The organism is Halorubrum sp. Hd13, assembly GCF_002252755.1.
Lineage (GTDB): Archaea > Halobacteriota > Halobacteria > Halobacteriales > Haloferacaceae > Halorubrum.
On the sequence record NZ_NHOY01000037.1, the window covers coordinates 23,342 to 46,778 of the forward strand.

General features: G+C 70.2%; 27 protein-coding genes, 1 tRNA gene and 1 pseudogene. 13 read left to right on the forward strand and 16 right to left on the reverse strand.

The genetic code is table 11. The features are described 5' to 3' along the window. Position 1 precedes the first annotated feature (1 nt). The 5 genes from DJ81_RS04725 to DJ81_RS04745 all read left to right on the forward strand — a co-directional run bounded on the left by DJ81_RS04725 (position 2) and on the right by DJ81_RS04745 (position 4,088). Positions 2-766: a DUF5803 family protein gene (locus DJ81_RS04725; RefSeq protein WP_094523469.1), complete on the forward strand. Its 765-nt coding sequence runs from the start codon at positions 2-4 to the stop codon at positions 764-766. Between the two features lie 83 nt (positions 767-849). After that, positions 850-1,542 carry a molybdopterin-binding protein gene (locus DJ81_RS04730; RefSeq protein WP_094523467.1) on the forward strand — a complete coding sequence of 231 codons (693 nt, stop codon included), beginning with the start codon at positions 850-852 and terminating at the stop codon, positions 1,540-1,542. 323 nt (positions 1,543-1,865) lie between these two features. Beyond that, positions 1,866-2,984: an ATP-NAD kinase family protein gene (locus tag DJ81_RS04735; RefSeq protein ID WP_094588710.1), complete on the forward strand. Its 1,119-nt coding sequence runs from the start codon at positions 1,866-1,868 to the stop codon at positions 2,982-2,984. 175 nt (positions 2,985-3,159) lie between these two features. After that, a complete protein-coding gene (locus tag DJ81_RS04740) occupies positions 3,160-3,510 on the forward strand; it encodes a 4a-hydroxytetrahydrobiopterin dehydratase (protein ID WP_094523463.1) in 351 nt (116 codons plus the stop codon). Positions 3,511-3,605: 95 nt separating this feature from the next. Continuing rightward, positions 3,606-4,088: a hypothetical protein gene (locus DJ81_RS04745; RefSeq protein WP_094523461.1), complete on the forward strand. Its 483-nt coding sequence runs from the start codon at positions 3,606-3,608 to the stop codon at positions 4,086-4,088. Here the strand turns inward: DJ81_RS04745 and DJ81_RS19595 are convergent. From DJ81_RS19595 to DJ81_RS04770, 5 genes and pseudogenes are all read right to left on the reverse strand, one after another. Further along, positions 4,074-4,238: pseudogene (locus DJ81_RS19595) on the reverse strand (RNA-guided endonuclease TnpB family protein); the annotation flags it as partial. The gene DJ81_RS04745 and the pseudogene DJ81_RS19595 overlap by 15 nt on opposite strands. Positions 4,239-4,379: 141 nt before the next feature. Next, a complete protein-coding gene (locus DJ81_RS04755) occupies positions 4,380-5,288 on the reverse strand; it encodes an ATPase (RefSeq protein WP_094526855.1) in 909 nt (302 codons plus the stop codon). After that, a complete protein-coding gene (locus tag DJ81_RS04760) occupies positions 5,285-5,620 on the reverse strand; it encodes a DUF5827 family protein (RefSeq protein ID WP_094523457.1) in 336 nt (111 codons plus the stop codon). Before DJ81_RS04760 ends, DJ81_RS04755 begins: the two co-directional genes overlap by 4 nt. Positions 5,621-5,753: 133 nt before the next feature. Next, entirely contained in the window at positions 5,754-6,353 is a 600-nt protein-coding gene (gene sod / locus DJ81_RS04765; RefSeq protein ID WP_094588712.1) for a superoxide dismutase, read from the reverse strand. Positions 6,354-6,832: 479 nt separating this feature from the next. Beyond that, positions 6,833-6,916, reverse strand: a tRNA-Ser gene (locus tag DJ81_RS04770). A gap of 330 nt (positions 6,917-7,246) precedes the next feature. Here DJ81_RS04770 and DJ81_RS04775 point away from each other — a divergent pair. Continuing rightward, on the forward strand, positions 7,247-7,852 hold the full coding sequence (locus tag DJ81_RS04775) for an acyltransferase (protein ID WP_094588714.1): 606 nt from the start codon (positions 7,247-7,249) through the stop codon (positions 7,850-7,852). 97 nt (positions 7,853-7,949) lie between these two features. Here DJ81_RS04775 and DJ81_RS04780 read toward each other — a convergent pair whose 3' ends face one another. The 3 genes from DJ81_RS04780 to DJ81_RS04790 all read right to left on the reverse strand — a co-directional run bounded on the left by DJ81_RS04780 (position 7,950) and on the right by DJ81_RS04790 (position 10,430). Beyond that, entirely contained in the window at positions 7,950-8,930 is a 981-nt protein-coding gene (locus DJ81_RS04780) for a type II CAAX prenyl endopeptidase Rce1 family protein (protein ID WP_141212534.1), read from the reverse strand. 63 nt (positions 8,931-8,993) lie between these two features. Next, positions 8,994-9,749, reverse strand: coding sequence for a DUF2064 domain-containing protein (locus DJ81_RS04785; protein ID WP_094588718.1), 756 nt, complete (start codon positions 9,747-9,749; stop codon positions 8,994-8,996). Positions 9,750-9,833: 84 nt separating this feature from the next. After that, positions 9,834-10,430, reverse strand: coding sequence for an NUDIX domain-containing protein (locus DJ81_RS04790; protein WP_094523451.1), 597 nt, complete (start codon positions 10,428-10,430; stop codon positions 9,834-9,836). 143 nt (positions 10,431-10,573) lie between these two features. On the opposite strand from DJ81_RS04790, the gene DJ81_RS04795 reads away from it, so the two are divergent. Further along, on the forward strand, positions 10,574-11,983 hold the full coding sequence (locus tag DJ81_RS04795) for an ATP-binding protein (protein ID WP_094588720.1): 1,410 nt from the start codon (positions 10,574-10,576) through the stop codon (positions 11,981-11,983). A gap of 38 nt (positions 11,984-12,021) precedes the next feature. On the opposite strand, the gene DJ81_RS04800 is transcribed toward DJ81_RS04795, so the two are convergent. Beyond that, entirely contained in the window at positions 12,022-12,603 is a 582-nt protein-coding gene (locus tag DJ81_RS04800) for a class I SAM-dependent methyltransferase (protein WP_094588722.1), read from the reverse strand. A gap of 80 nt (positions 12,604-12,683) precedes the next feature. Between DJ81_RS04800 and DJ81_RS04805 the strand changes: the two genes are divergently transcribed. Beyond that, positions 12,684-13,298 carry a GNAT family N-acetyltransferase gene (locus tag DJ81_RS04805; RefSeq protein WP_094522040.1) on the forward strand — a complete coding sequence of 205 codons (615 nt, stop codon included), beginning with the start codon at positions 12,684-12,686 and terminating at the stop codon, positions 13,296-13,298. 9 nt (positions 13,299-13,307) lie between these two features. Here the strand turns inward: DJ81_RS04805 and DJ81_RS04810 are convergent, their stop codons facing one another. From DJ81_RS04810 to DJ81_RS04820, 3 genes are all read right to left on the reverse strand, one after another. Next, positions 13,308-13,826: a TspO/MBR family protein gene (locus DJ81_RS04810; protein ID WP_094588724.1), complete on the reverse strand. Its 519-nt coding sequence runs from the start codon at positions 13,824-13,826 to the stop codon at positions 13,308-13,310. Positions 13,827-13,889: 63 nt separating this feature from the next. Next, a complete protein-coding gene (locus DJ81_RS04815; protein ID WP_094588726.1) occupies positions 13,890-14,939 on the reverse strand; it encodes an AI-2E family transporter in 1,050 nt (349 codons plus the stop codon). A 59-nt stretch (positions 14,940-14,998) separates the two neighbouring features. Beyond that, on the reverse strand, positions 14,999-15,595 hold the full coding sequence (locus tag DJ81_RS04820) for a DUF6149 family protein (protein ID WP_094527877.1): 597 nt from the start codon (positions 15,593-15,595) through the stop codon (positions 14,999-15,001). 132 nt (positions 15,596-15,727) lie between these two features. On the opposite strand from DJ81_RS04820, the gene DJ81_RS04825 reads away from it, so the two are divergent. The 5 genes from DJ81_RS04825 to DJ81_RS04845 all read left to right on the forward strand — a co-directional run bounded on the left by DJ81_RS04825 (position 15,728) and on the right by DJ81_RS04845 (position 19,355). Continuing rightward, a complete protein-coding gene (locus DJ81_RS04825; RefSeq protein WP_094527878.1) occupies positions 15,728-16,315 on the forward strand; it encodes a DUF1684 domain-containing protein in 588 nt (195 codons plus the stop codon). An 86-nt stretch (positions 16,316-16,401) separates the two neighbouring features. Further along, on the forward strand, positions 16,402-17,640 hold the full coding sequence (locus DJ81_RS04830; protein WP_094522035.1) for an NAD(P)/FAD-dependent oxidoreductase: 1,239 nt from the start codon (positions 16,402-16,404) through the stop codon (positions 17,638-17,640). A gap of 116 nt (positions 17,641-17,756) precedes the next feature. Further along, the gene (locus DJ81_RS04835) at positions 17,757-17,972 is read left to right on the forward strand and encodes a hypothetical protein (RefSeq protein ID WP_094522034.1); all 216 of its coding nucleotides are present in this window, start codon (positions 17,757-17,759) and stop codon (positions 17,970-17,972) included. Positions 17,973-18,054: 82 nt separating this feature from the next. Then, positions 18,055-18,474, forward strand: a complete 420-nt coding sequence (locus DJ81_RS04840; RefSeq protein WP_094522033.1) for a hypothetical protein — start codon at positions 18,055-18,057, stop codon at positions 18,472-18,474. A gap of 89 nt (positions 18,475-18,563) precedes the next feature. After that, positions 18,564-19,355 (forward strand): molybdenum cofactor biosynthesis protein B, encoded by a 792-nt coding sequence (locus DJ81_RS04845; RefSeq protein WP_094588728.1) that lies wholly within the window; start codon positions 18,564-18,566, stop codon positions 19,353-19,355. Between the two features lie 33 nt (positions 19,356-19,388). Here DJ81_RS04845 and trpG read toward each other — a convergent pair whose 3' ends face one another. From trpG to trpD, 4 genes are read right to left on the reverse strand one after another with little or no spacing between them, the layout of a single operon-like run. After that, positions 19,389-20,006 (reverse strand): anthranilate synthase component II, encoded by a 618-nt coding sequence (trpG, locus tag DJ81_RS04850; RefSeq protein WP_094527880.1) that lies wholly within the window; start codon positions 20,004-20,006, stop codon positions 19,389-19,391. Next, positions 20,003-21,655, reverse strand: a complete 1,653-nt coding sequence (gene trpE / locus DJ81_RS04855; RefSeq protein WP_094588730.1) for an anthranilate synthase component I — start codon at positions 21,653-21,655, stop codon at positions 20,003-20,005. The genes trpG and trpE overlap by 4 nt, the downstream gene beginning before the upstream one ends. After that, the gene (locus DJ81_RS04860; protein ID WP_094522029.1) at positions 21,652-22,296 is read right to left on the reverse strand and encodes a phosphoribosylanthranilate isomerase; all 645 of its coding nucleotides are present in this window, start codon (positions 22,294-22,296) and stop codon (positions 21,652-21,654) included. The genes trpE and DJ81_RS04860 overlap by 4 nt, the downstream gene beginning before the upstream one ends. After that, positions 22,296-23,375: an anthranilate phosphoribosyltransferase gene (gene trpD, locus DJ81_RS04865; RefSeq protein ID WP_094522028.1), complete on the reverse strand. Its 1,080-nt coding sequence runs from the start codon at positions 23,373-23,375 to the stop codon at positions 22,296-22,298. The genes DJ81_RS04860 and trpD overlap by 1 nt, the downstream gene beginning before the upstream one ends. Positions 23,376-23,437 lie beyond the last annotated feature (62 nt).

The window sequence follows — 23,437 nt, forward strand, 5'->3', positions numbered from 1 at the left end:
CGTGAACCGACGATTCGCCCTCGCGGTCGCCGTCGTCGCGCTGCTCGCCGTCAGCGCCGGCTGTCTCACCTACGTCAACGACGGCGGCGAGATCGCGAACGAGACGCTCGACGCGGAGCCGCCGACCGAGTACGAGTTCGACACCGACCGCGACGCCGCGTTCAACCTCTCGACCGGGAGCCAGTACACCGTCGTGTACGACGTCTCCGACGTCGAGGAGCTCCGGCTGTACAGGCAGACGCCGTACGCCGGCGACCAGCCGCTGGAGTTCGAGGCGTTCCGGTACCGCACCGCCGACGGCGAGGTGCTGAACGGCAGCGAGTTCCGGGCCCGCGGCGGCGAGGTCGACCGGACGCCCGACGAGACGTGGGTCCGCTTCCCCGAGGGGACGGGCGAGGGACAGGTCGCCTTCTCGGCGGCCGGCTCGCCCCGCCGGTTCACCACGCTGGCGTACGTCGACGGGTCGTACGCGGTGACGCTCCCGCCCGGGTTCAGCACGGACTTCCCGGTCGTGGGACACGTCGCCCCGCGGGACCACGAGATCGAGACGGTCGACGGCCGCGACCGGATCACCTGGGAGTCGGTGGAAGGCGGGTCGGTCGTGGTCCAGTCGTACCGCGAGACCGACCTGCTCGTCTTCGGCGTGATCCTCGCGGTCGCGCTCGTCGCGGCCGTCGTCGGCGTCGCCTACTTCCGGCGCCAGCTGGAGGCGCTCAAAGAGCAGCGCCGGGATCTGGGGCTCGGCGTGTACGACGACGAGGAGTAGCCGGTCGCCGGCCGCTCCCCGGGTCGCTGAGGACCGCGCGCCGAACTCGGGTGCTTTTGAGTGCGCGCCGCCTTGGCAGGGGTATGAACGCCGCCGTCGTCACCGTCGGGGACGAACTCCTCGTCGGTGACACCGAGAACACGAACGCGACGTGGCTCTGCGACCGGCTCGACGAGCGCGGGGTCGTCGTCCGCCGGGTGACCGTCGTCCCCGACGAGGTCGGCGAGATCGCGCGGGTCGTCAACGAGTACCACGCCGAGTACGACGCGGTGATCGTCACCGGCGGGCTCGGCCCGACGCACGACGACGTGACGATGGACGGGGTCGCGGCCGCCTTCGGCCGCGGGCTCGAACGGAACGATGAGGCCGCGTCGTGGCTCGCCGAACGCGGGTACAGCGCCGACGACCTCGCCGCGGAGACGACGCACCTGCCGGCCGACTGCCGGCCGCTCGCCAACGAGACCGGCGTCGCGCCGGGCGCCGTCGTCGAGTCGGTGTACGTCCTCCCAGGGGTCCCGACCGAGATGAAGGCGATGTTCGAGTCGGTCGCCGACGAGTTCGAGGGGACGCCGACGCACACCGTCACGGTCGACGTCGACGAGCCGGAGAGCGCCCTGCTCGAGCGCTTCACGGAACTGCAAGAGGAGTTCGACGTGAGCGTCGGCTCGTACCCCGGCGAGAGCGTCCGCGTGAAGATCACGGCGACGGACGCGGCCGAGGCCGAACGCGCCGCCGAATGGGTGCGAGAGCGGTCGACGCTGGTCGAGACGCGGTGAGCGGAGCGGGGCGCGGCGCGGAGAGGAGAAGAGAGGCGGTCGACGCGGCGGGACGGCTACCGGACGGCTACCGGTACAGGTACGCGAGCCACACGGCGGTGACGCCGAGGCTCGCGAGGAGCACGGCGGTCGCGGTCGCGTCGATCGGGAGCGGCTCGGTCACGGCGGCTTCGAGGAGCATGCGTGGCGGTTGCTCCGGGGGCGTCTTAAGTATTGAACTTCCGGACTCCGCGGCGCCCGGAAACGCTCGCGGCCCGCGGACGCCGGACGGACGTGGCGGGCGAGACGCGCCCGCTTAAGTTTCCGCCGCCGTAGGTCAGACCATGCACGTCGGCTTCGTGATGAACCCGGTGGCCGGGATGGGCGGCCGAGTCGGTCTCAAGGGCACCGACGGCAAGGTCGCCGAGGCGGTCGCTCGCGGCGCCGAGCCCCGGGCCCCCGACCGCGCGCGGCGGGCGCTAGAGCGGCTCGCGGCCGTCGCGCCGGAGGCGACGGTCTCGACCGCGGCCGATCCGATGGGCGAGCGACTGGTCAGGGAGACCGGCTTCGACCCGGTCCGCGTCGTCGATCCGTTCGACGGGGACCGGGCCGGGAACGGCGACCCGCCGGGCCCCACGGAGACGACCGCCGCGCACACCGCGCGCGTGGTCGAGGCGTTCGCTGAGGGCGATGACCCGGTCGACCTCGTCCTGTTCGTCGGCGGCGACGGCACCGCGGCCGACGTGGCGGCGGCGCTGGAGGCGGGGAGCAGCGAGGTCCCCATGCTCGGCGTCCCCGCCGGGGTGAAGGTGTACTCTTCCGTCTTCGCCGTCTCGCCGGAGGACGCGGCCGAGGTCGCGGCGGCGTTCTCGCGCACCGAGCGCCGCGAGGTGATGGACATCGACGAGGACGCCTACCGCGAGGGTGAGGTCCACCCGGAGCTCCGCGCGGTCGCTCGGGTCCCCGTCGCCGACGACCTCCAGTCCTCGAAACAGACCGCCAGCGGGACCGTGGAGTCGCTCGCCGAGGGCGTCGCCGACGACATCCGGGAGCGCGACGGCGAGGGCGTCACCTTCGTGCTCGGGCCGGGGTCGACCGTCGGCGCGATCAAGGCGGAGCTGGGGTTCGACCCGTCCCCGATCGGCGTCGACGTGTGGCGCGACGGCGAGGTGGTGGTCCGGGACGGGACCGAACGGGAGATCCTCGACGCGCTCGGCGAGGAGAACGTGATCGTCGTCTCGCCGATCGGCGGGCAGGGGTTCGTCTTCGGCCGCGGGAACCCGCAGCTGTCGCCGGCCGTGATCCGGCGCTGCGACCTGCGGATCGTCGCCTCGCGGGCGAAGCTCGACGAGGTCCGCGCCCTGCGCGTCGACACCGATGACCCCGGTCTCGACGACGAGCTCGCCGGCTGGGTCCGTGTCCGCGTCGGGAAGTTCGAGACGCGGATGATGAAGATCGCGTGAGCGGGGCCGGTCGAACGCGGGCGAAGCGAGTGCGCCCGGAGCGAATCACGCTGGAGCCGACCGCGAGCGAGACGAACGCGGGGGAATCGACCGCAAGCGAGACGACCACGGGCGGAGACCACTGGGCCCCGTCCGCCGCGGAAGGTACAAACCGCTCGTCGTCCAATAGTGTCACATGCCATCATCGCTCGCGGACGAGCCGGTCGAACCGTCGGGAGAGGGAGACGAGCCGCTGACCGACGACGAGTACGACGAGTACTTCGCCGAGCTCGGAGACGCGTGGGAGGTCGTCGACGACCACCACCTGGAGGCGACGTACGACTTCGAGGACTTCGCGACCGCGCTGGCGTTCACGAACGACGTCGGCGAACTCGCGGAGGAGGAGTGGCACCACCCGGACCTGCACCTCTCGTGGGGCGAGGTGGGCGTCGAGATGTGGAGCCACGACATCGGCGGGCTCCACGAGTCCGACTTCGTGATGGCCGCGCGGATGGACCGGATCTACCGGGAGTACGGCGACGACTGAGCCCTCGCCCGCCGGGAGACGCTCGCCGTTACTCCGTTCCCGAGGCCGGCGCGGCAACGAACGGGTTTAAAACCCTCCCGGCGAAAGTGCAGGCAATGAGCGCGAACGTCTTCCTGGTCCCGATAGACCCGGAGAACTTCGACCGAACGGTCCGTTCCGCGGTCGATCTCACCGAGTACGACGACCGTCCGGAACCCCTCGCGGACCTCGACGAGGCCCGCCTGTGGGCGGTCGACGACGAGAGCGGCAACGGCTCTACCTTCGAGCGGATGGCCGACGGCGACCTCCTGCTGTTCTACCACGACGGCGAGTACCTCGCGACCGGTCGCATCGGGACGACGTTCGAGGACGAGGACCGCTGGGTCTCCAGCACCTTCTGGACCGCGTTCCCGACGACCCGCGTGTACACGGTCACCGACTTCGCGGCCGTCTCCGCGCCGAAGCGCGCCGTCAACGCCATCTTCGACTACTCCGCCTCCTACACCCCCGGCTTCATGCGCGTCGCCGACTCGCGGGTGAACGCCGACCTCTCCTCGATCGAGTCCGCGATCGAGCACTACACGAAGCGGAACGCCTAAATCCGTTTCCTCTCGGAGTGCAGTGCAGAGTGCGTCGCGGACCTGTCGCTTGTTGGTCTTGCATTCGGTGTACGAGGTGTCGGACCAACAGTAGTCGGCAGTTCGGTTCGCGCAGTACAGGTATTGTTCGGCGGTTCGACGCACGTCCATACTTCAAAGAGTGTTCTACGTCCCCGACCTACTCCTCACTACGTTCGCTCCTAGAGGTCGAGGGCGCCACCTCGAATTTGCTGACTACCGCCGCCTTTTAAATAGCCGCGGAGACGCGTCTCCCGCCCGTCCCCAGAACAGTCAGACCGCCTCGAACAGCGCCTCGTACGCGGTCCCGTAGCGCTCCGCGACCCGTTCCGGATCCCCCCGTTCGTCGCCGCCGAGCGCCGGCAGGGCGACCGTCGTCAGCGGTTCGATCATGTCGGTCACGGTCCCGGTGTGCTCCTCCATCGTCCCCTCGCGGGGGCTCCCGGAGGCGACCGCGCGGGCCCTCGCGTACCGGTCGCCCGCGTAGATCCGCGCCCGGCCGGGGTCGACGACGGCGACCGCGTCGGGCGTCACGGGTCCGTCTCGCGGGAGCGGGCCGGCGACGTCCGCGTACGACTCGACGACGACGGGGACCGCCGTCGCCGCGATCCGCTCCGCGAGCCGGTCGAACGCCGGGAGGTAGTCGGCGGCCATCACGTCGTTGAACCCCGCGACGTCGTCCACGCGGGTCGCGTCCGCGATCGGGAGCCGGTCCGCGAGCCCCTCCGGGAGGAGTCCCGCCGCCTCGGCGGCGCCGTTGACGACGAACCGGGTGCCGTCCGCCCCGGTGACGCGGTCGCAGAGGAACGTGCGGTCCGCGTCGCCGAGCATCCCGGTCCGCCCGGGGGTCGGCCGCCAGAGCCGGTGGACGGGGTTGATCGACTCGGGCGCGACCGCCTCGGGGCGACGCCGTCCGCCGACCGCGGCGAGCGGTCGCGTGCTCGCGGCCGCGAGCCGCCGCGCGTCCTTCCCGTAGAGCCGTCCGCCGTCGGTCGCGATCCGGTAGTCGTCGTGGTCGAACCAGTGGTCGTTGCCGGCGCGGGGCTTGACGCCGACCGCGTCGCCGCGTCGCTCGGCGAGGCTCGCCGCCAGGCCCGTCGAGAACGTCGTCTTGCCGGCGTCGACGCGGGCGCCGCCCGCGACGAGCAGGACCGGCGCGTCGGGGGGTCGGTCCCCGCTCACGCGTCCCCGTCGCCCGCGTCGGCGCCGGCGGCCGCCTCGCCGTTCGCGTCGCCCTCGTCGACGGCGTGCTCGGCGACCCCGTAGTAGCCGGGGCCGTCCTCCGACAGCGGCTCCGCGATGACCATGTCCTCGGCGTGGCTCATCACCCACGGGATCGCCCAGTCGATCAGCACCGCCTCGGTGTCGGCGTCGACCTGCGCGTCCGGCTCCAACCCCTGCAGAAGCCGGGCGATCTCGGGGACGGTGTACATCAGGTCCGGCTCGAACAGCTCCGCCGGCTCGTAGAACTCGCACGGGTAGGTCGCGTCGAACGTCGACTTCGGCTCGGGCATGGCCGGCGGTACGGCGGCGACTCCGTAAACGCTGCCGATACGGTAGTCCACGGCCTCGCGGCTCTCGGCGCGCAGCGGGTCGAAAAAACGTCGGGATTCGACGCGCGTCTCGGAGCGCGTCCGGCGTGGACCGTTACTCGAAGAGCTCGACGGCCTGCTCGTAGCGGGCCGCGGGCTCGGACCAGTCGACGACCTCGAAGAAGTTGTCGACGAACTCGCCGCGGGCCGGGCCGTAGTCGTGGTAGTAGGAGTGCTCCCAGACGTCCAGCGCGAGGACCGGGTGGCCGCCCCAGACCGCGCCCTGGTCGTGCTTGTCGACCACGACGTTGCGGAGCTGGTTCGAGAACGTGTCGTACACCAGGAGCGCCCAGCCGGACGCGTCGCCGGCGGCCGCCTCGAACTCGCCCTTCCACGCCTCGTATGAGCCGAAGTCTTCCTCGATCCGGTCTGCCAGGTCACCGGAGGGCTCGTCGCCGCCCTCGGGGGACATGTTCTGCCAGAACAGGTCGTGGAGGATGTGGCCCGACGAGTTGTGGGTCACGTTCCGGATGGCGCCGGCCGACGAGGAGAAGTCGTGCTCCTCGCGGTTGGCTTCGAGCGTCTCCTCGGCCGAATTCCAGCCGTTCACGTACCCCTGGTGATGGGTGTCGTGGTGCCAGTTGAGCACCTGCTCGGAGATGTGCGGTTCAAGCGCGTCGTAATCGTACGGAAGCGGATCGAGTTCGTAGCTCATTGTTGTATCACCTAGCCTGAACATGTGCCGGAAACCTGTTAAAGATAATGCGGTCCATGATACCACACGACACTGGACGCGGGTGTTATCGGGTGGCCCGGATCGAGAACCGTAGGCTTGCGGTTCAGGCCGAAACGGCGACGGCGTGGGGCGTCGGACGGTCCCGTCTGCCCTCGGCCGAACGTAACTAAAATAGGTTTCTCGGTGCTGCGGACTGGCGCAAAATCGCGCGACGCGGCGTGCGCCGGACGCGTTACGGTGGGAGTGGGATTCGAACCACGGTCGCTCCCCACCGGTCGCTCTCTGATTCAAATCCAGCACGAACCGCGTCCGACGCAAACTGCGCCGGACGCGTTACGGTGGGACTGGGATTTGAACCGATGCGAGACGGTCGCCCTCGTTTCACTCGGACGCTGCGACTCGCAGGCTTCGAATCCTCTGCACGACACGCGCGCAGCGCGAGCTGCGCTGCGCGTTTACGGTGGGACTGGGATTCGAACCCAGGAAGCCGTGAGGCTACCGGTTTTCAAGACCGGCGCAATGGGCCACTCTGCCATCCCACCACCATGTTTGGGTCTATACCCCTGTGGTATTGCGGCTTTCTGGCTTCGAGAGCTGATACGACCGATGAGAATCCAGCCATTCCACGCACGATTGAACCGTGCCAGAACAGCCGAATTCCACCGTCATAGGGGTATACGGATGAATAAGCCAGACAAAGTTCAAGGTATCGTTCTGATGACCGCCGCGTCGCGCGATTCCCTCAACGAACGCCAGCTGGGAGCCCACGAGAGTCACCAGCAAGACTTTCTCCTGAGCCACGAGCGGGTCCACTCTGAACAGGTCGGAATATGTGAAAAAAATGGTTAAAGGAAGCCCGCAAGGTTAGCATCATGTCGCGTGTTCTGGATACGGCCGTTCGAATCGCGGGACGGTCCGACGCGTTGAAATCCCTCCTCTCGCGCGCGACCGTCTCCACCGTCACCATCTTCAAATCGGTACAATCCCTGTACCACGATTACGCGGAACGAATGTACTACAAGACCAAGGCACGCAAAACCGCCCAGACCGTCGGTCCGGGCCTCTACGTCAACGGGAAAATCAACCTCAACAGCAACACGGTGCTCGGGGAGAACGTCCACCTTCACGGGCTGAACGTCCGTGGGCCGGGAACGGTCACGATCGGTGACTACGTGCACGCCGGCACGGACTGCGAGATACTCACCGAGAACCACAACTACGACCGGGGCGACGCGATTCCGTACGACGACTCCTTCACGGTAAAACCGGTGACGATTGAGGACTGTGCCTGGCTCGGGATCGACGTCACGCTGCTCCCGGGGGTCACCGTCGGCGAGGGAGCGATCGTTCAGGCAGGGTCGGTCGTGACCGACGACGTCCCCAAGGGGGCGATCGCGGGCGGCCACCCGGCGGAGGTGTTCGGACAGCGAGACATGCAGCACTACGAGACGCTCAAGTCGGCGGGAAAGTTCAACTGAGGGCCCGGACCTCTCCGGGGCACCGTCCGGCGTTGAGGAGCTTGCCGTCGACCGGGTATTTGACGAGGGGCTCGCCGCCAGAGCGATCAACGGCCGGCTACTCGGCGGCGGCAGATCCGCGGCGGCGCTCGATCGCGTCCCGCAGCGACTCGTCCGTCGACACCTGTCCCCGCGTCGCGAGAACCCACGCGACGATCAGTCCGAGCAGCACGAGCGACTGGATCACCAGCGACAACAGGTCGATCGGCCCCGCGCCGACGCTCCGTTCGAGCCGGACGAGCGCCGGGAATCCGCTTCCGGCCTGCCCGAACACCGACACGACCCACACGTTCGTGGCGAAGTGCAGTCCGACGGGGAACGCCAGGCTCCCCGTGAAGACGTAGGCGACCGCGAAGTACACCGCCGCCGCGGTCGCCTGTACGGCGGCGAACAGCGGGCTCGCTCCCTGTGCCGCCACGAGCGCGTGCGCGGGACCGAACGCGAGGGCGCTGGCGCCGACCGTGGCCCAGACCGCTCGCCGGGGTTCCAGCCCGCGCGCCGCCAGCCCCTCGCTCGCGTTCACGATGAACACGCCTCTGAACAGCGGCTCTTCCCAGAGCCCGATGGCGGCGAACGCGACCGCCGTCGCCGCGACCGCGATCGCGACCGCGACGGGGCCGCCGCCGCTCGCCGCGCCGGGAGCGAACGTCTCCACCACGCGCCCGGAGCCGGAGGCGAGCAGCATACCCGTGACCAGCGCCTGAAAGACGCATCCGGCGACGACCGCCGCGAGGGCGTCGAGCGCCCATCGGCGGTCGAACGAGAATCCGTATTCGCGGATCGGACGCTCGCCGGGAATCAGCGACGCGGCCAGCGCGTACGCTCCCACGGCGACACAGACGAGCAGCGCCACCGGTCCGTTCACCAGTACGTCCGGAAAATCGACCCGTCCGAGGAGACGTCTGCCGCCGAGCAGCACGCCGAGGACGACGCCGAACCCGAACAGGATCCGCCACGTCGCGCGTATCCGATCGCGGTTGCGACCCCACACCGCCCGCCGGAGGAGCGCTCTCGCTGACAGCGCAATCTTGACAATCAAATAAAACTTAACGCGACCGATAAAATCTGTGAGCGTTATCGGTCGCGTCCGCCGCCGAATCCCTCAGTCCCGCACCACCCGCTCCTCGCCGTCCTCGACGACCACGTCTAGCCCGTGTTCGTGGACGAACGCGGCGGTGTAGTCCGGGACGACGCGTTCGGCGGCGAACCGCGCGCGGAGCAGCGGGACGGCGTCGAGGAGGTCGGCGCCGTCGACCATCGACGGCGACGACTCCAGGAACTCGACGTCGCGGTCGGCGTCGCGGCCGCGCGCCGCCAGCGTCGGGAGGCTCGGCGCCTCGAACGCGCCGTCGAAGTCGATGGGCGCGGTGAAGCCGGCGTAGTAGGTGCGCCCGCGGGTGGAGGGGCCGAGCACGACCTCGTTCGTCCTGAGCTTCATCGCGGCCGAGTCGATGACGGTGCGCGAGAGCAGCGGCGCCTGCGGGGTGACGACGGCGACGGAGTGGGCGTTCTCCTCGCGGAGCAGATGCGCGACGGTGTTGCCGGCGCGCGCGCCGAACGACGAGCCGACCTGCCGCTCGAAGCGCGCGTCCCCGGTGCCGCCGAGGGTGTCGGCGACGAGCGTGCGCAGCTCCGCCTCGGGGGCGGTGTCGGTGCGGTGCTCGGCGGGGAGGTCGTCGTCGACCGGGTAGTTGACGAGGAGCTCGCCGCCGGAGCGGTCGACCGCGAGGACGGCGTCGCGGAACAGGGCCTCGTACAGGTCGGCGGCCTCTGCGGTCGAAAGCGGCGTCGACTCCGCGATCCCGGTCGCGACGAGCCCCTCGCGGGGCGGCTGCGCCATGACGACGACGACGGTCATATCGGGTCGAGTCGTCCGCGCGTCTTCAAGTCGCCGTTTTGTGCCGCAACCGACGGGCCGCTCGGGAGCACTCCGGCGGGCCGCTCAGGAGAAGTCGCGCCGCATCGCGATCTCGAACCACGGACAGAGCCGGAGCTGACGGTACAGCGCCGGGTTCTCGTGGAGGTGCTCGTAGTCGGCCCACAGCATGCCGCCGATCTCCGCGTCGTCGGGGTCGAGCGACGTGTCGTCGAGGGTGACCTTCAGCACCGAGCAGACCTCCCACTCGACGCCCGCGTTGGGGTAGTAGCGCTTGTACTCGAACTTGTCCGTCACGCGGAGGTCGTCGTACTGGTCCGGCGTGATCCCCAGCTCCTCATCGAGCCGTTGTTCCGTCGCGTCCTCCTGCGTCTGCCCCTCGACCGGGTGAGAGGCGACGGTGCCGTCCCAGTGGCCGTCCCAGAGCCGCTTCGTCGGCGCGCGCTGAGCCAGCAGGATCCGGCCCTCGGCGTCGTAGACGAGGCAGGTGAACGCGCGGTGGCGGATCCCGTCGCCCGTGTGTGCGTCGAGGCGGTTTACCGTCCCCTGCTCGGTGTCGTCGGGGTCGACGGCGATCACGTCCTGAAGCGCGTTCTCGTGGTCCGCGTCGGCGTCAGCCTCCCCGGAGGGGTCACCAGGGGCGGTCGCATCCTCTGAGCTCATGGGAACTAGGTCGATCACCAGGGCTAATAAGCGTTCGATACGTCGGCAGCGGTTCGTCGCCTCCCTCGCCGCGAGGCGGGACGCGCCCCGACGACGGGCGCGGTTCGACGCGCTTAACCGCGTCCCGCGGCTACGTCGCGCGGATGAGTAACCCGGCGCTCGACGTCGTCGAGTTCGTGCTGACGACGCACCTCTACACCGAGAACCGCGACCTCGACGAGAACGATCTGCCCCCGCGCTTCCGGCAGGTGTTCTGGTCGGACGACGCCGCCGACGACGCTCCGGGCGGCGTCGAGCGGCCGCTCAAAGCGACCAGCGAGACCACTCGCACCGCCACGGGCGTCGATCACCCCTGGGAGGCCGTCTCGGACCTCCTCTTCACCCAACGCACCGAGTTCTCGGGCGAGATTTCCCTCACCCAGCCGGCGATGGCGCTGGAGTGGTACCGCGACCACGCGGACGACGACCGGCTCGCCGAGAACCCGACCGTCGTCGCCGCGCTCGAGCTCGCCGAGGACCTCGACGCGCCCGTGACTCACGAGGAGGCGCGCGACAGCGTCCGGCCGATTCAGGCGGACCGCGTCTGGATCGACGCCCTGCTCGAGGAGTACTTCGACGAAGACGAGGACGGCGAGATGCTCGATCTCGTCAACGTGCAGGCCCCCGAGGAAATCGAGACGACGCTCGCGGACCTCGTTCTCACCGGCGATCAGGAGGGGGAGATCCAGAAGATCGTGAAGGCGATCGAGCACCGCGAGTACCTCGCGAGCATCGGGCTCCGCGAGATCGGGAAGCTGCTGTTCGTCGGGCCGCCGGGGACCGGGAAGACGACCGTCTCGCGGGCGCTCGCGCACGAGCTCGGTATCCCGCTCGTCGAGGTGAAGATGTCGATGATCACGAGCCAGTATCTCGGCGAGACGGCCAAGAACGTCGAGAAGACGTTCGAGGTCGCCAAGCGGCTCTCGCCGTGTATCCTCTTCATCGACGAGTTCGACTCGGTGGCGAAGACCCGCCGCTCCGACGAGCACGCCGCGCTGAAGCGCGCGGTCAACACCCTGCTCAAGTCGATCGACGAGGTGTCGCTCGTCCGCGACGAGGTCCTCCTCATCGGCGCGACGAACCACCCCGACCAGCTCGACGCGGCCGCGTGGCGCCGCTTCGACGAGATCGTCAACTTCCCCAAGCCGGACCGAGACATGCGCTCGGACATCCTGCGAGTCGTCACCCGCGAGATGCAGATCGCCGACTTCGACCCCGAGGAGGTCGCCGACCGCACGAGCGGGCTCACGGGCTCCGACCTCCGGATGGTGTTGCGCGAGGCCGTCCTCGGCGCGCTCACGGAGGACCGGATGACGATCACCCAAGAGGACGTGATGGAGGCCGTCGAGGACTTCGAGGAGCGCGACAACCTCAAGAACATGGACATGATCGACGGCGAGGGCGCGGAGGTGCTCGGCGAGACGGACTCCGGCGAACAGGACCACACCCACGACGACTCGGCCGGCGGAGACGCGACCCACGACCACGGCGCGCACAGCCACTCGCACGACTAGTTCGCGTTCGTTTGTCGGGCCCTCCGGCCGACCCCTTCTCACTCTCCCCGTTTGACTCCCGCCACCGTGTAGCCGAATCCGCGGTCGACGATCCGGGGGTCGAGCCCGACGTCGTCGAACGCGGCCGCGAGGTCCGACGGCGTCCGGAACCGCGACGCCATCCCGATGGCGTGCTCGGCCGCGACGAGGGCGCGTCCCAGCGGGTGCGCGGGGTCGAACTCTCGGATCACGAGCGCGCCGCCCGGCGCGAGCACCCGCGCGACCTCCCGGAGAGCGGCGTCCTGATCCGGCAGGTGGTGGAAGGCGTCGACGATCGCGACCGCGTCGACCGCGTCGTCTCGGAACGGGAGCCGGCCCGCGTCGCCGGCGACCCCGGCGAGCCCGCGGCCGTCCCGGGCGCGGGCGAGCATTCCGAGTGAGGCGTCGACGACCGTTATCTCCGGGCCGGCCAGCGCCGCGGCCGCCCGCCCCGACCCCCCGCCGACGTCGAGCAGGCGGTCGATCGGTCGCGTCGCGTGGGCGAGCCCCGCGGCCAGCGCCTCGCCGTTCGCCGGCGGCATGACGCGGTCGTACAGGGGGGCCACCCGGTCGAAGAAGCGGACGTCGCCGAGGCCGTACATGGTCGCTTTCGGCGGCGGAGCCACTTAACAGGCCGCGGGGGCGCCGCTCCGTATTTATCCGAACGGGCCGTAGCGCGGGCATGGAGTACGCGCTCGTCGGCGATCCGGGCTCCGGGGCGACCCTGCGGCTGGACTACCGCGCGTTCGCCTACGCCGGCAAGTTCGTCGTGGGCAAGCCCGGGAAGGCCGTCCTCCGGACGCCCGACGGCTCGCCGGCGGTCCCGCGGTGGGAGCCGGAGGAGCCGCTGCCGCCGACCGTCGAGGCGAGCGCGTTCGACGACGACGTGGTCGCCGCGGTCTCCTTCTCGCCCGACCGGACCGACCCCGCCTGCTGCCGTCTCCGGTACGTCACCGTCCACGTCGCCCGCCGAGGCGAGGGGATCGGCCCGCGGCTCGTGGACCGGACCGTCTCGCGGCTCGCGGCGGACGGCTACGACCGGGTGCGGATCGCCGTGAACAACCCGTTCGCCTACGCGGCGCTCTACAAGTCCGGCTTCGCGTACACGGGCGATCGGACCGGGCTCGCCGAGCTGGAGCTGGAACGCCCGGCGACCGAGCCGGCCCCGGAGAGCGACGGTGACGGGGAGCGGTACCGGGCCGGGCTCCGGGCGTTCCGCGAGGACGACCGCGAGCTCGACCCCCGCGAGCGGCGGTTCATCGCGGAGCGACTCGGAGAGGAGCCGGAGTCCGGGTGACCGACCGGCTCAGTTCAGCGCCCAGATCCCGTAGTTGAGCGCGGTCGCGAAACAGACCCACGCGAGGTAGGGGACGAGCAGGGCCGCGGCCCGGCGGTCGACGCGGTCGAAGGCGAGGATCGTCGCGGCGACGAGCGGGAGGAGCGCGACGAGCACGGCGAGCCCGAGGTCTGGACGTTCGAGCCCCCAGAAGACGGGCGACCACGCGACGTTGACGCCGAGCTGGACGGCGAACAGGCCGAGCGCGGTCCGGGCGTCGCGGGCGATTCGGGCGTCGCCCGCGTCGCGGCCCCGGAGGTAGACGAGCGCCGCGGCGGCGCCGAGCAGCGCGTACAGTATCGGCCAGACCACGCCGAACGCCCACCCGGGCGGGTAGTACGCCGGCAGCGCGAGCTCGGCGAACCACGCGCTCTCGGTGGCGGTGAAGGGGACGCCGACCGCCCCGATCAGGTTGACCGCGACGGCGGCGGCGACGATCAGGAGGGCGTCCCGGCGGTCCGGCAGCCGGGATCGGGCGGCGGTTGCCATAGGTCCGTGTACGCGGCTGATCGGTTTAAATCACGCCGCCGGCTACCCGCTAAATCACGCCGCCTACCCGCCGCCGATCGCGTCGTAGTCCTCGCGGAACGTCTCCAGCGTCGCCGCGAGCACGCCGATGACGATGGGGCCGACGAACAGCCCGGTGAACCCGACCGAGTAGATCCCGCCGAACACGCCGAGGAGGATCACCGCGGGGTTCAGGTGCGCCTGCTGGTCAATGACGATCGGCCGGGCGTAGTTGTCCACCAGCGCGATGACGAACACCCCGTACAGCGCGAGCAACACCCCGGCCGTGACCTGGTCGACGACGACGAGGTACGCCGCGGCCGGCCCCCAGACGAAGAACGCCCCGATCAGCGGCAGCAGCGCGAGCACGGCCATGACGAACGTCCAGAAGACGACGTTCGGGACGCCGGCCGCCCACAGGCCGACGCCGGCGACCAGCGCCTGCAGCAGCGCCACGGCGATGTGTCCGATCACCACGCCGCGGGTCATCGCGTCGACGCGGTCGACGAGGTCGGCGGTGACCTCCGCGGGAAGCGGGCTCGTGTCCCGGATCCAGCCCACGAACGTCGGTCCGTCGAGCAGCGTGTAGTAGACGAGAAACAGTGCCAGAGAGAGGCCGACGGACGCCCGAAGCGCCGTGGTGACGACCCCGCTGACCCCGCCGAACAGCGTCTCGACGAGGAGCTGTCCGGCCATCGCGAGCACCTCGCCGACGTCGATCTCCCGGCCGGTGAGCACCGCGAGCTCGGCCTCGATGGCGCTCACGTCGATCTCCGTGTTCCCGCGGGCGATCTCGGTGAGGTCCCGGATAAAAACCCACGAGATGTACGCGAGCGGAATGATGACGGCGACGACGGACGCGAGGATGAGCGAGATGCCCGAGAGCATGCGGCCGAGCCGGGTCGACACCGACTCCCGCACGTGGCCCGCGAGGCGGTCCCGAAGCCATCTCGAGAGCCGCACGTGGAACGGGTAGAGGACGTACGCGAGGATCGCCGACGCGACCACGTACTCGACGAACGGGAGGATGACGAACAGCGTCAACAGCGCGACGATACCGATGAGGAGGAGGAGAAACGATTGACCGCGGTTCATGTCGCCCGCTCTCGCCGCCGAAGTATAAACGTGGGCGGCTCTCGGGGCGACCGGCTTCGTTACGCGCTCGCCTCGTCCTCGTCGAGCCCGGGCGCGGCCGACGGGTCGACGTCCTCGGGCTCCTCGGCCCCCCCGCCGACGACCGTCTCGCCGTCGTCGGTATGGACGTACACGTCGTCGGCGAAGCCGGCGAGCGCGTTCTCGTACTCCGCGGTCTCCAGCCGCTCGGGCGTCTCGGGGGCGACGGCGACGCCCTCGATCGGCCGGAAGTCACCGAGCGGGTCGTCGATCGTGATCCCGTGCTCGGTGAAGAACTCCTCGTAGCGTCGGTAATGTTCCTCTAACTCGTCGCCCGGGATCTCCATCATCTCCGTCCAGCCGTGGTTGAAGAAGTCGAAGTTGGCCTGGACGTGCGTGATCTCGCGGGCCTCGGCCTCCGGGAAGCCGGTCTCTAAGCCGGCGACGTAGGTGTCCATCGTCGCGTCGAAGAAGTCGTCGAGGTGCTCGCGGCGCTCCTCCCGGCGCTGTTCGTCGGCCTTGTTCAGGAAGATGCTCGTGTGGAGGTCGACCAGCTTGTCGTTCGCGACGTCGCCGACGACCGGCGTCGTCAACGCCTTCTTGGCGGCCCAGTGGCGGATGTTCTGCCGGATCTTCATACGTCTCGTTAGGTCGGCACGTCCTTGAATCTGTGGCGCCTCGGCCGCGACGGACCGCGGTCGCGGCGGCGGTCCACCGCCGCACGGACCGACGCAATTGTTATTGCATAGTAAGCACAATATTACGGTGTGATGAACGCGAACGAGACCGACGACTGGGCGCGGCGGATCGAACGGGAGCGTCGCGCGAAAGAGGAGCAGTTCCGGGAGTCGGCGCGGTCGCCGCTGCCGATCGAGATGCGCGGCGACGCGTTCCCCGGGCTCTCGTTCTACGACCCCGACCCGGCGTATCGCTTCGTGCTCCCGCTCCACGAGCACGACGAGACGGAGACGATATCCGTCGAGACCACCGCGGACGGCGAGCAGACGTACCGCAGATGGGGGGAGTTCAGGTTCGAGTTCGACGGCGACGCGCACTCGCTACAGGCGTACCGTCCGACCGACGGCTCGGACCGGTTCTGGGTCCCCTTCCGCGACGACACCAACGGCGAGGAGACGTACGGAGCGGGGCGCTACCTCGACCTCATGCCCGACCGCGACCGCGTCGACGGGGAGTGGACGCTCGACTTCAACGTCGCGTACAACCCCACGTGCGCGTACAACCACGCGTACGAGTGTCCGCTGACGCCGACGGAGAACTGGCTCGACGCTCGGATCGAGGCGGGCGAGCGCGATTTCCCCGCCGAACCCGCCGGTGGCGGCGACCACGGCGGTGAATAAGTCCGACCGCGGCCTCGAGCGCAAGTGTATCACGGGTATCAGTGCGGATGGCAACCCACATTAACCCCGAATCCGAACGCCCGCACATGAGCGATTCGTACGTGATCGTCGGGGACGGTATCGCGGGTGCGTCCGCGGCCGAGACGCTGCGCGAGCAAGCGCCTGACGCCGAGATCACGGTTCTCACCGACGAGGGAGAGTCCCTCTACAACCGGATCCTGATCAAAGAGTACGCGAAGGGGAAGCTCCCCGAGGCGCCGATCTCGATCCACCAAGAGGAATGGTACGACGAGCACGACGTCGACCTCCGGCTCAACACCGTCGTCGTCGACATCGACGTGGAGAACGATGCGGTCCACACCCACGAGGGCGAGACGTTCGAGTACGACTCCCTCCTGCTCGCGATCGGCGGCACCCCCCAGCAGCTCCCCGTCGAGAACGCGGACGCGGACGGGATCCACCACTTCTGGACGTTCCAGGACGCTCGGCGGATCAAAGAGAGCGTCGAGGGCGCCGAGCGGGCTGTCATCGTCGGTGCGGGGCTCCTCGGGATCGACTTCGCGGCCATCTGCGGCGCGCAGGATGTCGAGGCGAAGTACCTGATGCGCGGCGACTGCTGGTGGCGCTACGCGCTCTCCGAGGAGGGCGCGTCGATCATGCACGACGCGATGCGCGAGCGCGGCGTCGAGCCCGTCTTCGGCTCCGGCGTCGATCACTTCGAGGTCGACGACGACGGCCACGTCGAGGCCGCAGTTGACCCGAACGGCGAGCGCTACGAGTGCGACTTCGCGGGCGTCGCGATCGGCCTGAACTTCAACACCGAGATCGTCGAGCAGACCCCGCTGGAGACGGACAACGGCATCGCCGTCGACGAGTACATGCGAACCAACGTCGACAACGTGTTCGCGGCCGGCGACATCACCACGTTCAACGATCTGGTCCTCGGCGAGCAGGGGAAGAACGGCTCGTGGGGCTCGGCGAAGGAGCAGGGAACGATCGCCGCCCGCAACATGCTCGACTACGGCAGCGAGGCGTTCGAGTGGGTCTCCTCGTACTCGATCACCCACTTCGACTTCCCGTTCCTCTCGTTCGGCCACCCGACCATCGGCGACGACTCGGTCGAGGCGACCACGGCCGAGGGCGAGTGGCGCCGCGTGGCCCTCAAGGACGGCAAGGTCGTCGGCGGCGTCCTCATCGGCGACCTCTCCCCGCAGTCCGCGTTCAAACAGCTCATGCGCGAGGGCCGCGACGTGAGCGATCAGACGGATCTCCTCATGGAGCCCGGCTTCTCCGTCGACGACCTGGCGGCGACGACCGAGCAGTAACGCGGGACGCTCGCCCCCGATCCGTCCGTTTCTCCGGTCGCTCCGTTTACGCTCGTTCGACCCGCTCGCTCGGAACCGACGCAACGTTTATGATTAATCGTGACATGCGTTATCGTATGCCACTCCGAGAGACGGGGCGACGGCTTCGGCTCCGGCGGACCGGCTGGATCCCGCCGGGTGCTCGCGTGCGTCACTACGACGAACTCGGCGAGGACGCACAGATCCTCGTGCGGAAGCTCGCCGGGCGACCGAGAACGGCGCCGGAACACGGCGACCTCGACGACGGCGACTTCGTGAAGTTCACCGACTACTACCAGGTTCGCACGCGCTGAGGGTCGGAGAGGCGACGTCGGTCCCCCGCGAACGCCACCCCCGAAGCGAAGTTGTTTTCGCTCGCCGCGCGAACACGGATCCATGGACAGTGGCGGATCTACCGACATGACGCTCGCGTTCGAGCTGGAGGCGCTGAAGACGCTCGCGGACCCCAACGACGTGTTCAACAACGCCCGGCAGTGGACGGAGTACGTCGGCGTGGTCAGCGAGAAGCCGACGTACGTCGTCACCAACTTCACGCGCAAACACCGCGTTCGCCAGGACTTCTTCTCGGGCCCGCGCGGCGTCGAGGAGAGCCTGGAGAACATCGCCGGCCAGTTCGACACGGACCGGCACGTGTTCGTCGGCGTCGACGACGAGGACGAGGCGGTCGCCGAGGCCACCGGCTGGGAGTTCCTCCACGTCGAGGACGCGGCCCAGGCCGCGGGGTGGATCCTCGCGGCGGACGAGCCGGACGAGGAGGAGGCGCCCGAGGAGTCGTCGCGGGACGACTGGCCCTAGGTCGGTCCGATAGCGCGCGAACCGGGCGACCGCCGCGTCCGGGGGTCGGAGGTGGTGGTGTTTTCACCGTCGCCGGGAAACGTGGTGCCATGAGCGACGCGCACGACCACGGCGAGGGCGAAGCGGACCACGGACAGGGCGGCGACAGCGGAGAGGACGCGGACGGCGGCCGCGGGGAAGACGGCGACCGCGGCCACGACCACCACCACGACGACGGAGACCACCACCACGATGACGACCGCGGCCACGACCATCACCACCACGACGCCGAGTCGGTCGAGGTCGCGGTCGTGACGGTGTCGTCCTCGCGCTCGCTCGACGAGGACCCGTCCGGCGACCACGTCGCCGCCGCGTTCGAGGACGCGGGCCACGAGGTCGCCGTCCGCGAGCTGGTCCCGGACGAGTACGACAGCGTGCAGGGGACCGTAGACCGATTGGCCCGCCGGAAGGACGCCGACGTCGTCGTCACCACCGGCGGCACCGGCGTGACGCCGGACGACGTGACGCCGGAGGCGGTCGACGGCCTCTTCGCGAAGAAGCTCCCCGGCTTCGGCGAGCTGTTCCGCCGGCGCTCGGAGGCCGAGGTCGGGACGCGGACCATCGGGTCGCGGGCGACGGCCGGGATCGTCTCCGCCACGCCCGTCTTCTGTCTCCCCGGCTCCGAGAACGCGGTCCGGCTCGGCGTCGACGAGATAATCCTCCCGGAGGTCGGCCACCTCGTCGGGCTCGCCGGACGCGACGCGGACGACGAAGACGACGAGGAGGAGACGGAGGGCGACGCCGGCACCGAAGAGGAGACGGAGGGCGACGCCGGCACCGAAGAGGAGACGGAGGGCGACCGCGAGGCGAGCGGGGAGTCGGCGGACGAGGGAGCGAAGTAGGACCCGCGTCGCCGCGCGGTCTCGACGTCCGCCTCAGACGGCTTCGAGGAAGTTCCGGATCAGGTCGTGGCCGGCCGCGGTCAACACGCTCTCCGGGTGGAACTGCACGGCCTCGATCGGGTGCTCGCGGTGGCGGATCCCCATCACGATCTCGTCGTCCTCGTGGTCCGTCGTCGCCGTCACCGCGAAGGCGTCGGGGACCGCCGTGGCGGCCAGCGAGTGGTACCGCCCGGCGCGGAACCCCTGGTCGAGCCCGGCGAACACCCCCTCGCCGTCGTGATCCACCGGGAACGCCTTGCCGTGGATCGGCTCCGGCGCGTGACCGACGGTCCCGCCGTACTCGTACACGGCGGCCTCTAGGCCGAGACAGACGCCGAGCGTCGGGACCTCGGGCGAGAGCTCCCGGAGCACGGCCGTCGTCACGCCCACGTCGCGCTCGTTCTTCGGGTGACCAGGGCCGGGGCTGATGATAACCGCGTCCGGGTCGGCGTCGCGGATCGCCGCCAGCGACGCGGTGTTCTTGAACACCTCGACGTCGATCGGCTCCGGGTCCCCGCTCGCGTCGTCCTCGCCGTCGAGCGTCTGATCGGAGACGTACTCGACGAGGTTGTAGGTGAACGAGTCGAAGTTGTCGACGACGACGACGTTCATTCGTCGACCTCCGCGCCGGCGGGGAGGGGGTCGTCCGCGGGCGACTCCTCGTCCCGGATCCGGTCGATCGCGGTCAGCACGCCGTCCATCTTCTGCTCGGTCTCCTCGTACTCGGCGGCCGGATCGGAGTCGGCGACGAGCCCGGCGCCGGCCCGGACGGTCACGGCGGCCTCGTCCGGACCGCTCGCGCCCGCCGGCGACTCGTCGAGCGTCGCGGTCCGGATCACGATGGCGAAGTCCGCGTCGCCGGTCCACGCGTAGTAGCCGACGCCGCCACCGTACGCCTCCCGCGGCGTGGTCTCTAACTCCTCGATGATCTCCATCGCGCGCACCTTCGGCGCCCCCGTGAGCGTGCCGGCCGGGAACGTCGCGCGCGTGGCGTCGAAGGCGTCGGCGTCGGCCGCCATCGTCCCCGTGACGGTCGACTCGATGTGCTGGACGTGGCTGTACTTCAGCACGTTCATGAACTCCTCGACGCGGACCGATCCCGCCTCCGAGACGCGCCGGACGTCGTTGCGCGCGAGGTCGACGAGCATCGTGTGCTCCGCGCGCTCCTTCGCGTCGGCGAGCATCTCGCCGGCGAGCCGGCGGTCCTCGACCGGGCTCGTCCCGCGGGAACAGGTGCCCGCGATGGGGTTCGAGACGATCCGGTCGCCCTGCACCGACACCAGCGTCTCCGGGCTCGCGCCGACGATGCTCCGGTCGTCGTGGCGCAGCACGTACATGTACGGCGAGGGGTTCACCTCGCGGAGCGCCGCGTACAGCCCCAGCGAGTCGACCTCGCCGCGGAGCTCCCGGCTCCGCGAGATCACGCCCTGGTAGATGTCGCCGTCGAGGACGTGGCGCTTCGCGGTCCGGACCGCCTCCTCGTACGCCTCGCGGGGGTCCGCGGACTCCGCGTCGACTCGGATCCCGTCGGGCTCCGGCGGCGCGGCCTCGCGGAGCTCGGCGCTCACCCGCTCCGCCTCGGCGACGAGGTCGTCGTACACCGCCGCCGGGTCGTCGTCGACGCCGATGACCGGCGTGAAGACGAGCTCGGCGCTCCCCTCCTTCTCGTCGAAGACGACCGTGCGGGTCGTGAGCGCGAACTCGGCGTCCGGGAACTCGGTCTCGGGGCGCTCGACGCCGACCTCCTCCAGCCAGAGGTCGTAGACGGCCTCGTACGCGAGGAAGCCGACGAACCCGCCGGAGAGGATCTGCCGGTCGGTGTCGGGGAACCCGCGCAGGCTCACGTCGGGGAACGCCGCGCGGATCCGGTCGACCGCGTCGCCCGCGCCGGGGCCGATCTCTTTCTCAGATCCGTCCCCGACGAACTCCGCCGCCGGCCCGAGCCGGGTCACCTCGGTGCGGTCGGGGTGGACGGAGACGATCGCCTCGGGGTCGTAGCCGACGAACGAGTAGCGGGCGTGCCGGTCGGCCTTCCCGCCCGACGTGAACGCGCCGTCGGGGTCGCTGGAGGCGACCTTCTCGCCGGACTCCAGGAGGAACCCGTACGGCCCGTCGCCGACGAGGGTCGCGTACGCCGCGAGCGGGGTCACGTCGGCGTCGAGCGCCGCGGACGCCCGGACGACGACCGGCTTCTCCGCGTCGGCGGCGAGCTCGACGAACGCGGCCTTCGAGCGGTCGAGCGGGGAGCCGTCGTCGCTCATGCGAGCTCCATCTCCCGGCCCGCGTTGGCGACGAACCGGGCCACCGCGTTGTGGTCCTTCCGCCCGTCCGCCAGCTCGACGCCGGAGGCGACGTCGACGGCGTACGGGTCGGCGACGCGGACGGCCTCGGCGACGTTGTCGGCCGTGAGCCCGCCCGCGAGCACGACCGGCGACGTGAGCCGGGCCGCCAGCTCGCCCGTCTTCGCCCAGTCGTGGGCCTCGCCGGTGCCGCCGGCGCCGGAGTCGTCGGTCGAGTCGATCACGAGCGCGTCGGCGACCGCGTCGAACTCCTCGGCGCGGGCCGGGTCGTCGGCGTCGACGGCGAGCAGCACCTTCCGCTCCGTCTCCGCGCGGATGTACCGGATCTCGTCGGGCGTCCACTCGCCGTGGAGCTGAATCGCGTCCGGACCGACCGTCCGCAGGAGCTCGACCGCGCGCTCGGCGGAGTCGGGCATCGTGACCAGCGTCGCCGTGACGAACGGCGGGACGTCCGCGAGCAGCTCCGCCGCCGTCGCCGAGTCGACCTCGCGCCCGGAGTCGACCGGCACCTCCGAGATCACGCCGACCGCGTCCGCGCCCGCGTCGACCGCGGCCCGGAGGTCCGCGGCGTCCGTGAGCCCGCAGATCTTCACCCGGGCCATCAGTCGTCGCCCTCCGAGCCGGCGGTCGTCGCCTCCTCGGCGTCGTCCGCCGGGGTCGCCGCTCCCTCCGCGATCCCGTCGTCGCCGCACAGCGCCGCGAACTTCTCGGCGGCCGCGCCGGAGTCGATCGCCTCGGCGGCCCGCTCGACGCCCGCCGCGAGCGTGTCGGCCTCGCCGGCGACGTAGATCGCCGCCCCCGCGTTCGCGAGGATCAGGTCGCGCTTCGGCCCCGTGACGGAGCCGTCGACGATCCCCCGCAGGTCGGCCGCGTTCTCCGCCGGCGTCCCGCCCGAGACGTCCTCGATCGGGGCGCGGTCGAGCCCGAGGTCCTCCGGCGCGATCGTGAACTCGGTCACCTCGTCGCCGACGACCTCGGCGGCGACCGTCTCGTCGTGGATCCCGATCTCGTCCATCCCCGCGCCGTGGACCACCAGCGCGTGCTCGACGGGCATGCGCGCGAGCGACCGGGCGATCGTCCCGACGAGGTCGGGGTCGTAGACGCCGAGCACCTGCGCGTCGGCGCCGGCGGGGTTGGTGAGCGGGCCGAGCACGTTGAATATCGTCCGCATCCCGAGCTCCTTGCGCGGGCCGATCACGGCCTTCATCGCCGGGTGGAAGACGGGCGCGAGCATGAAGCCGATCCCGTCGGCCTCGATGGCGTCCTCGACCGCCGGCGGCTCGGCCTCGACGTCGGCGCCCGCGACCTCCAGCACGTCGGCGCTCCCGGAGGAGGAGGAGACGGAGTAGTTGCCGTGCTTGGCGACCGGGACGCCCGCGCCCGCGGCGACGATCGCGGCGGTCGTCGAGACGTTGATCGTGTCGTAGTCGTCGCCGCCCGTCCCGCAGGTGTCGACGAGCGGCTCGCGGGCCGGCTCGATCGTGCGGGCGGCGTCGCGCATCCCCTGCGCGAAGCCGGCGATCTCGGCCTCGGTCTCGCCCTTCGCCCGGAGGGCGGCGAGGAGGGCGCCGATCTGCGCCTCCGTGGCCTCCTCGAAGACCAGCCGCGCGGCCTCGCGCGACTCCTCGACAGTCAGATCCGTCCCGTCCGTCACGCGTTCGACCGTGTCGTTGATATCCATAGTGTTCACCGATGTATTACTTCGCGTTGTGATGTACAAGTCTGTACACCGATTTAACGCTG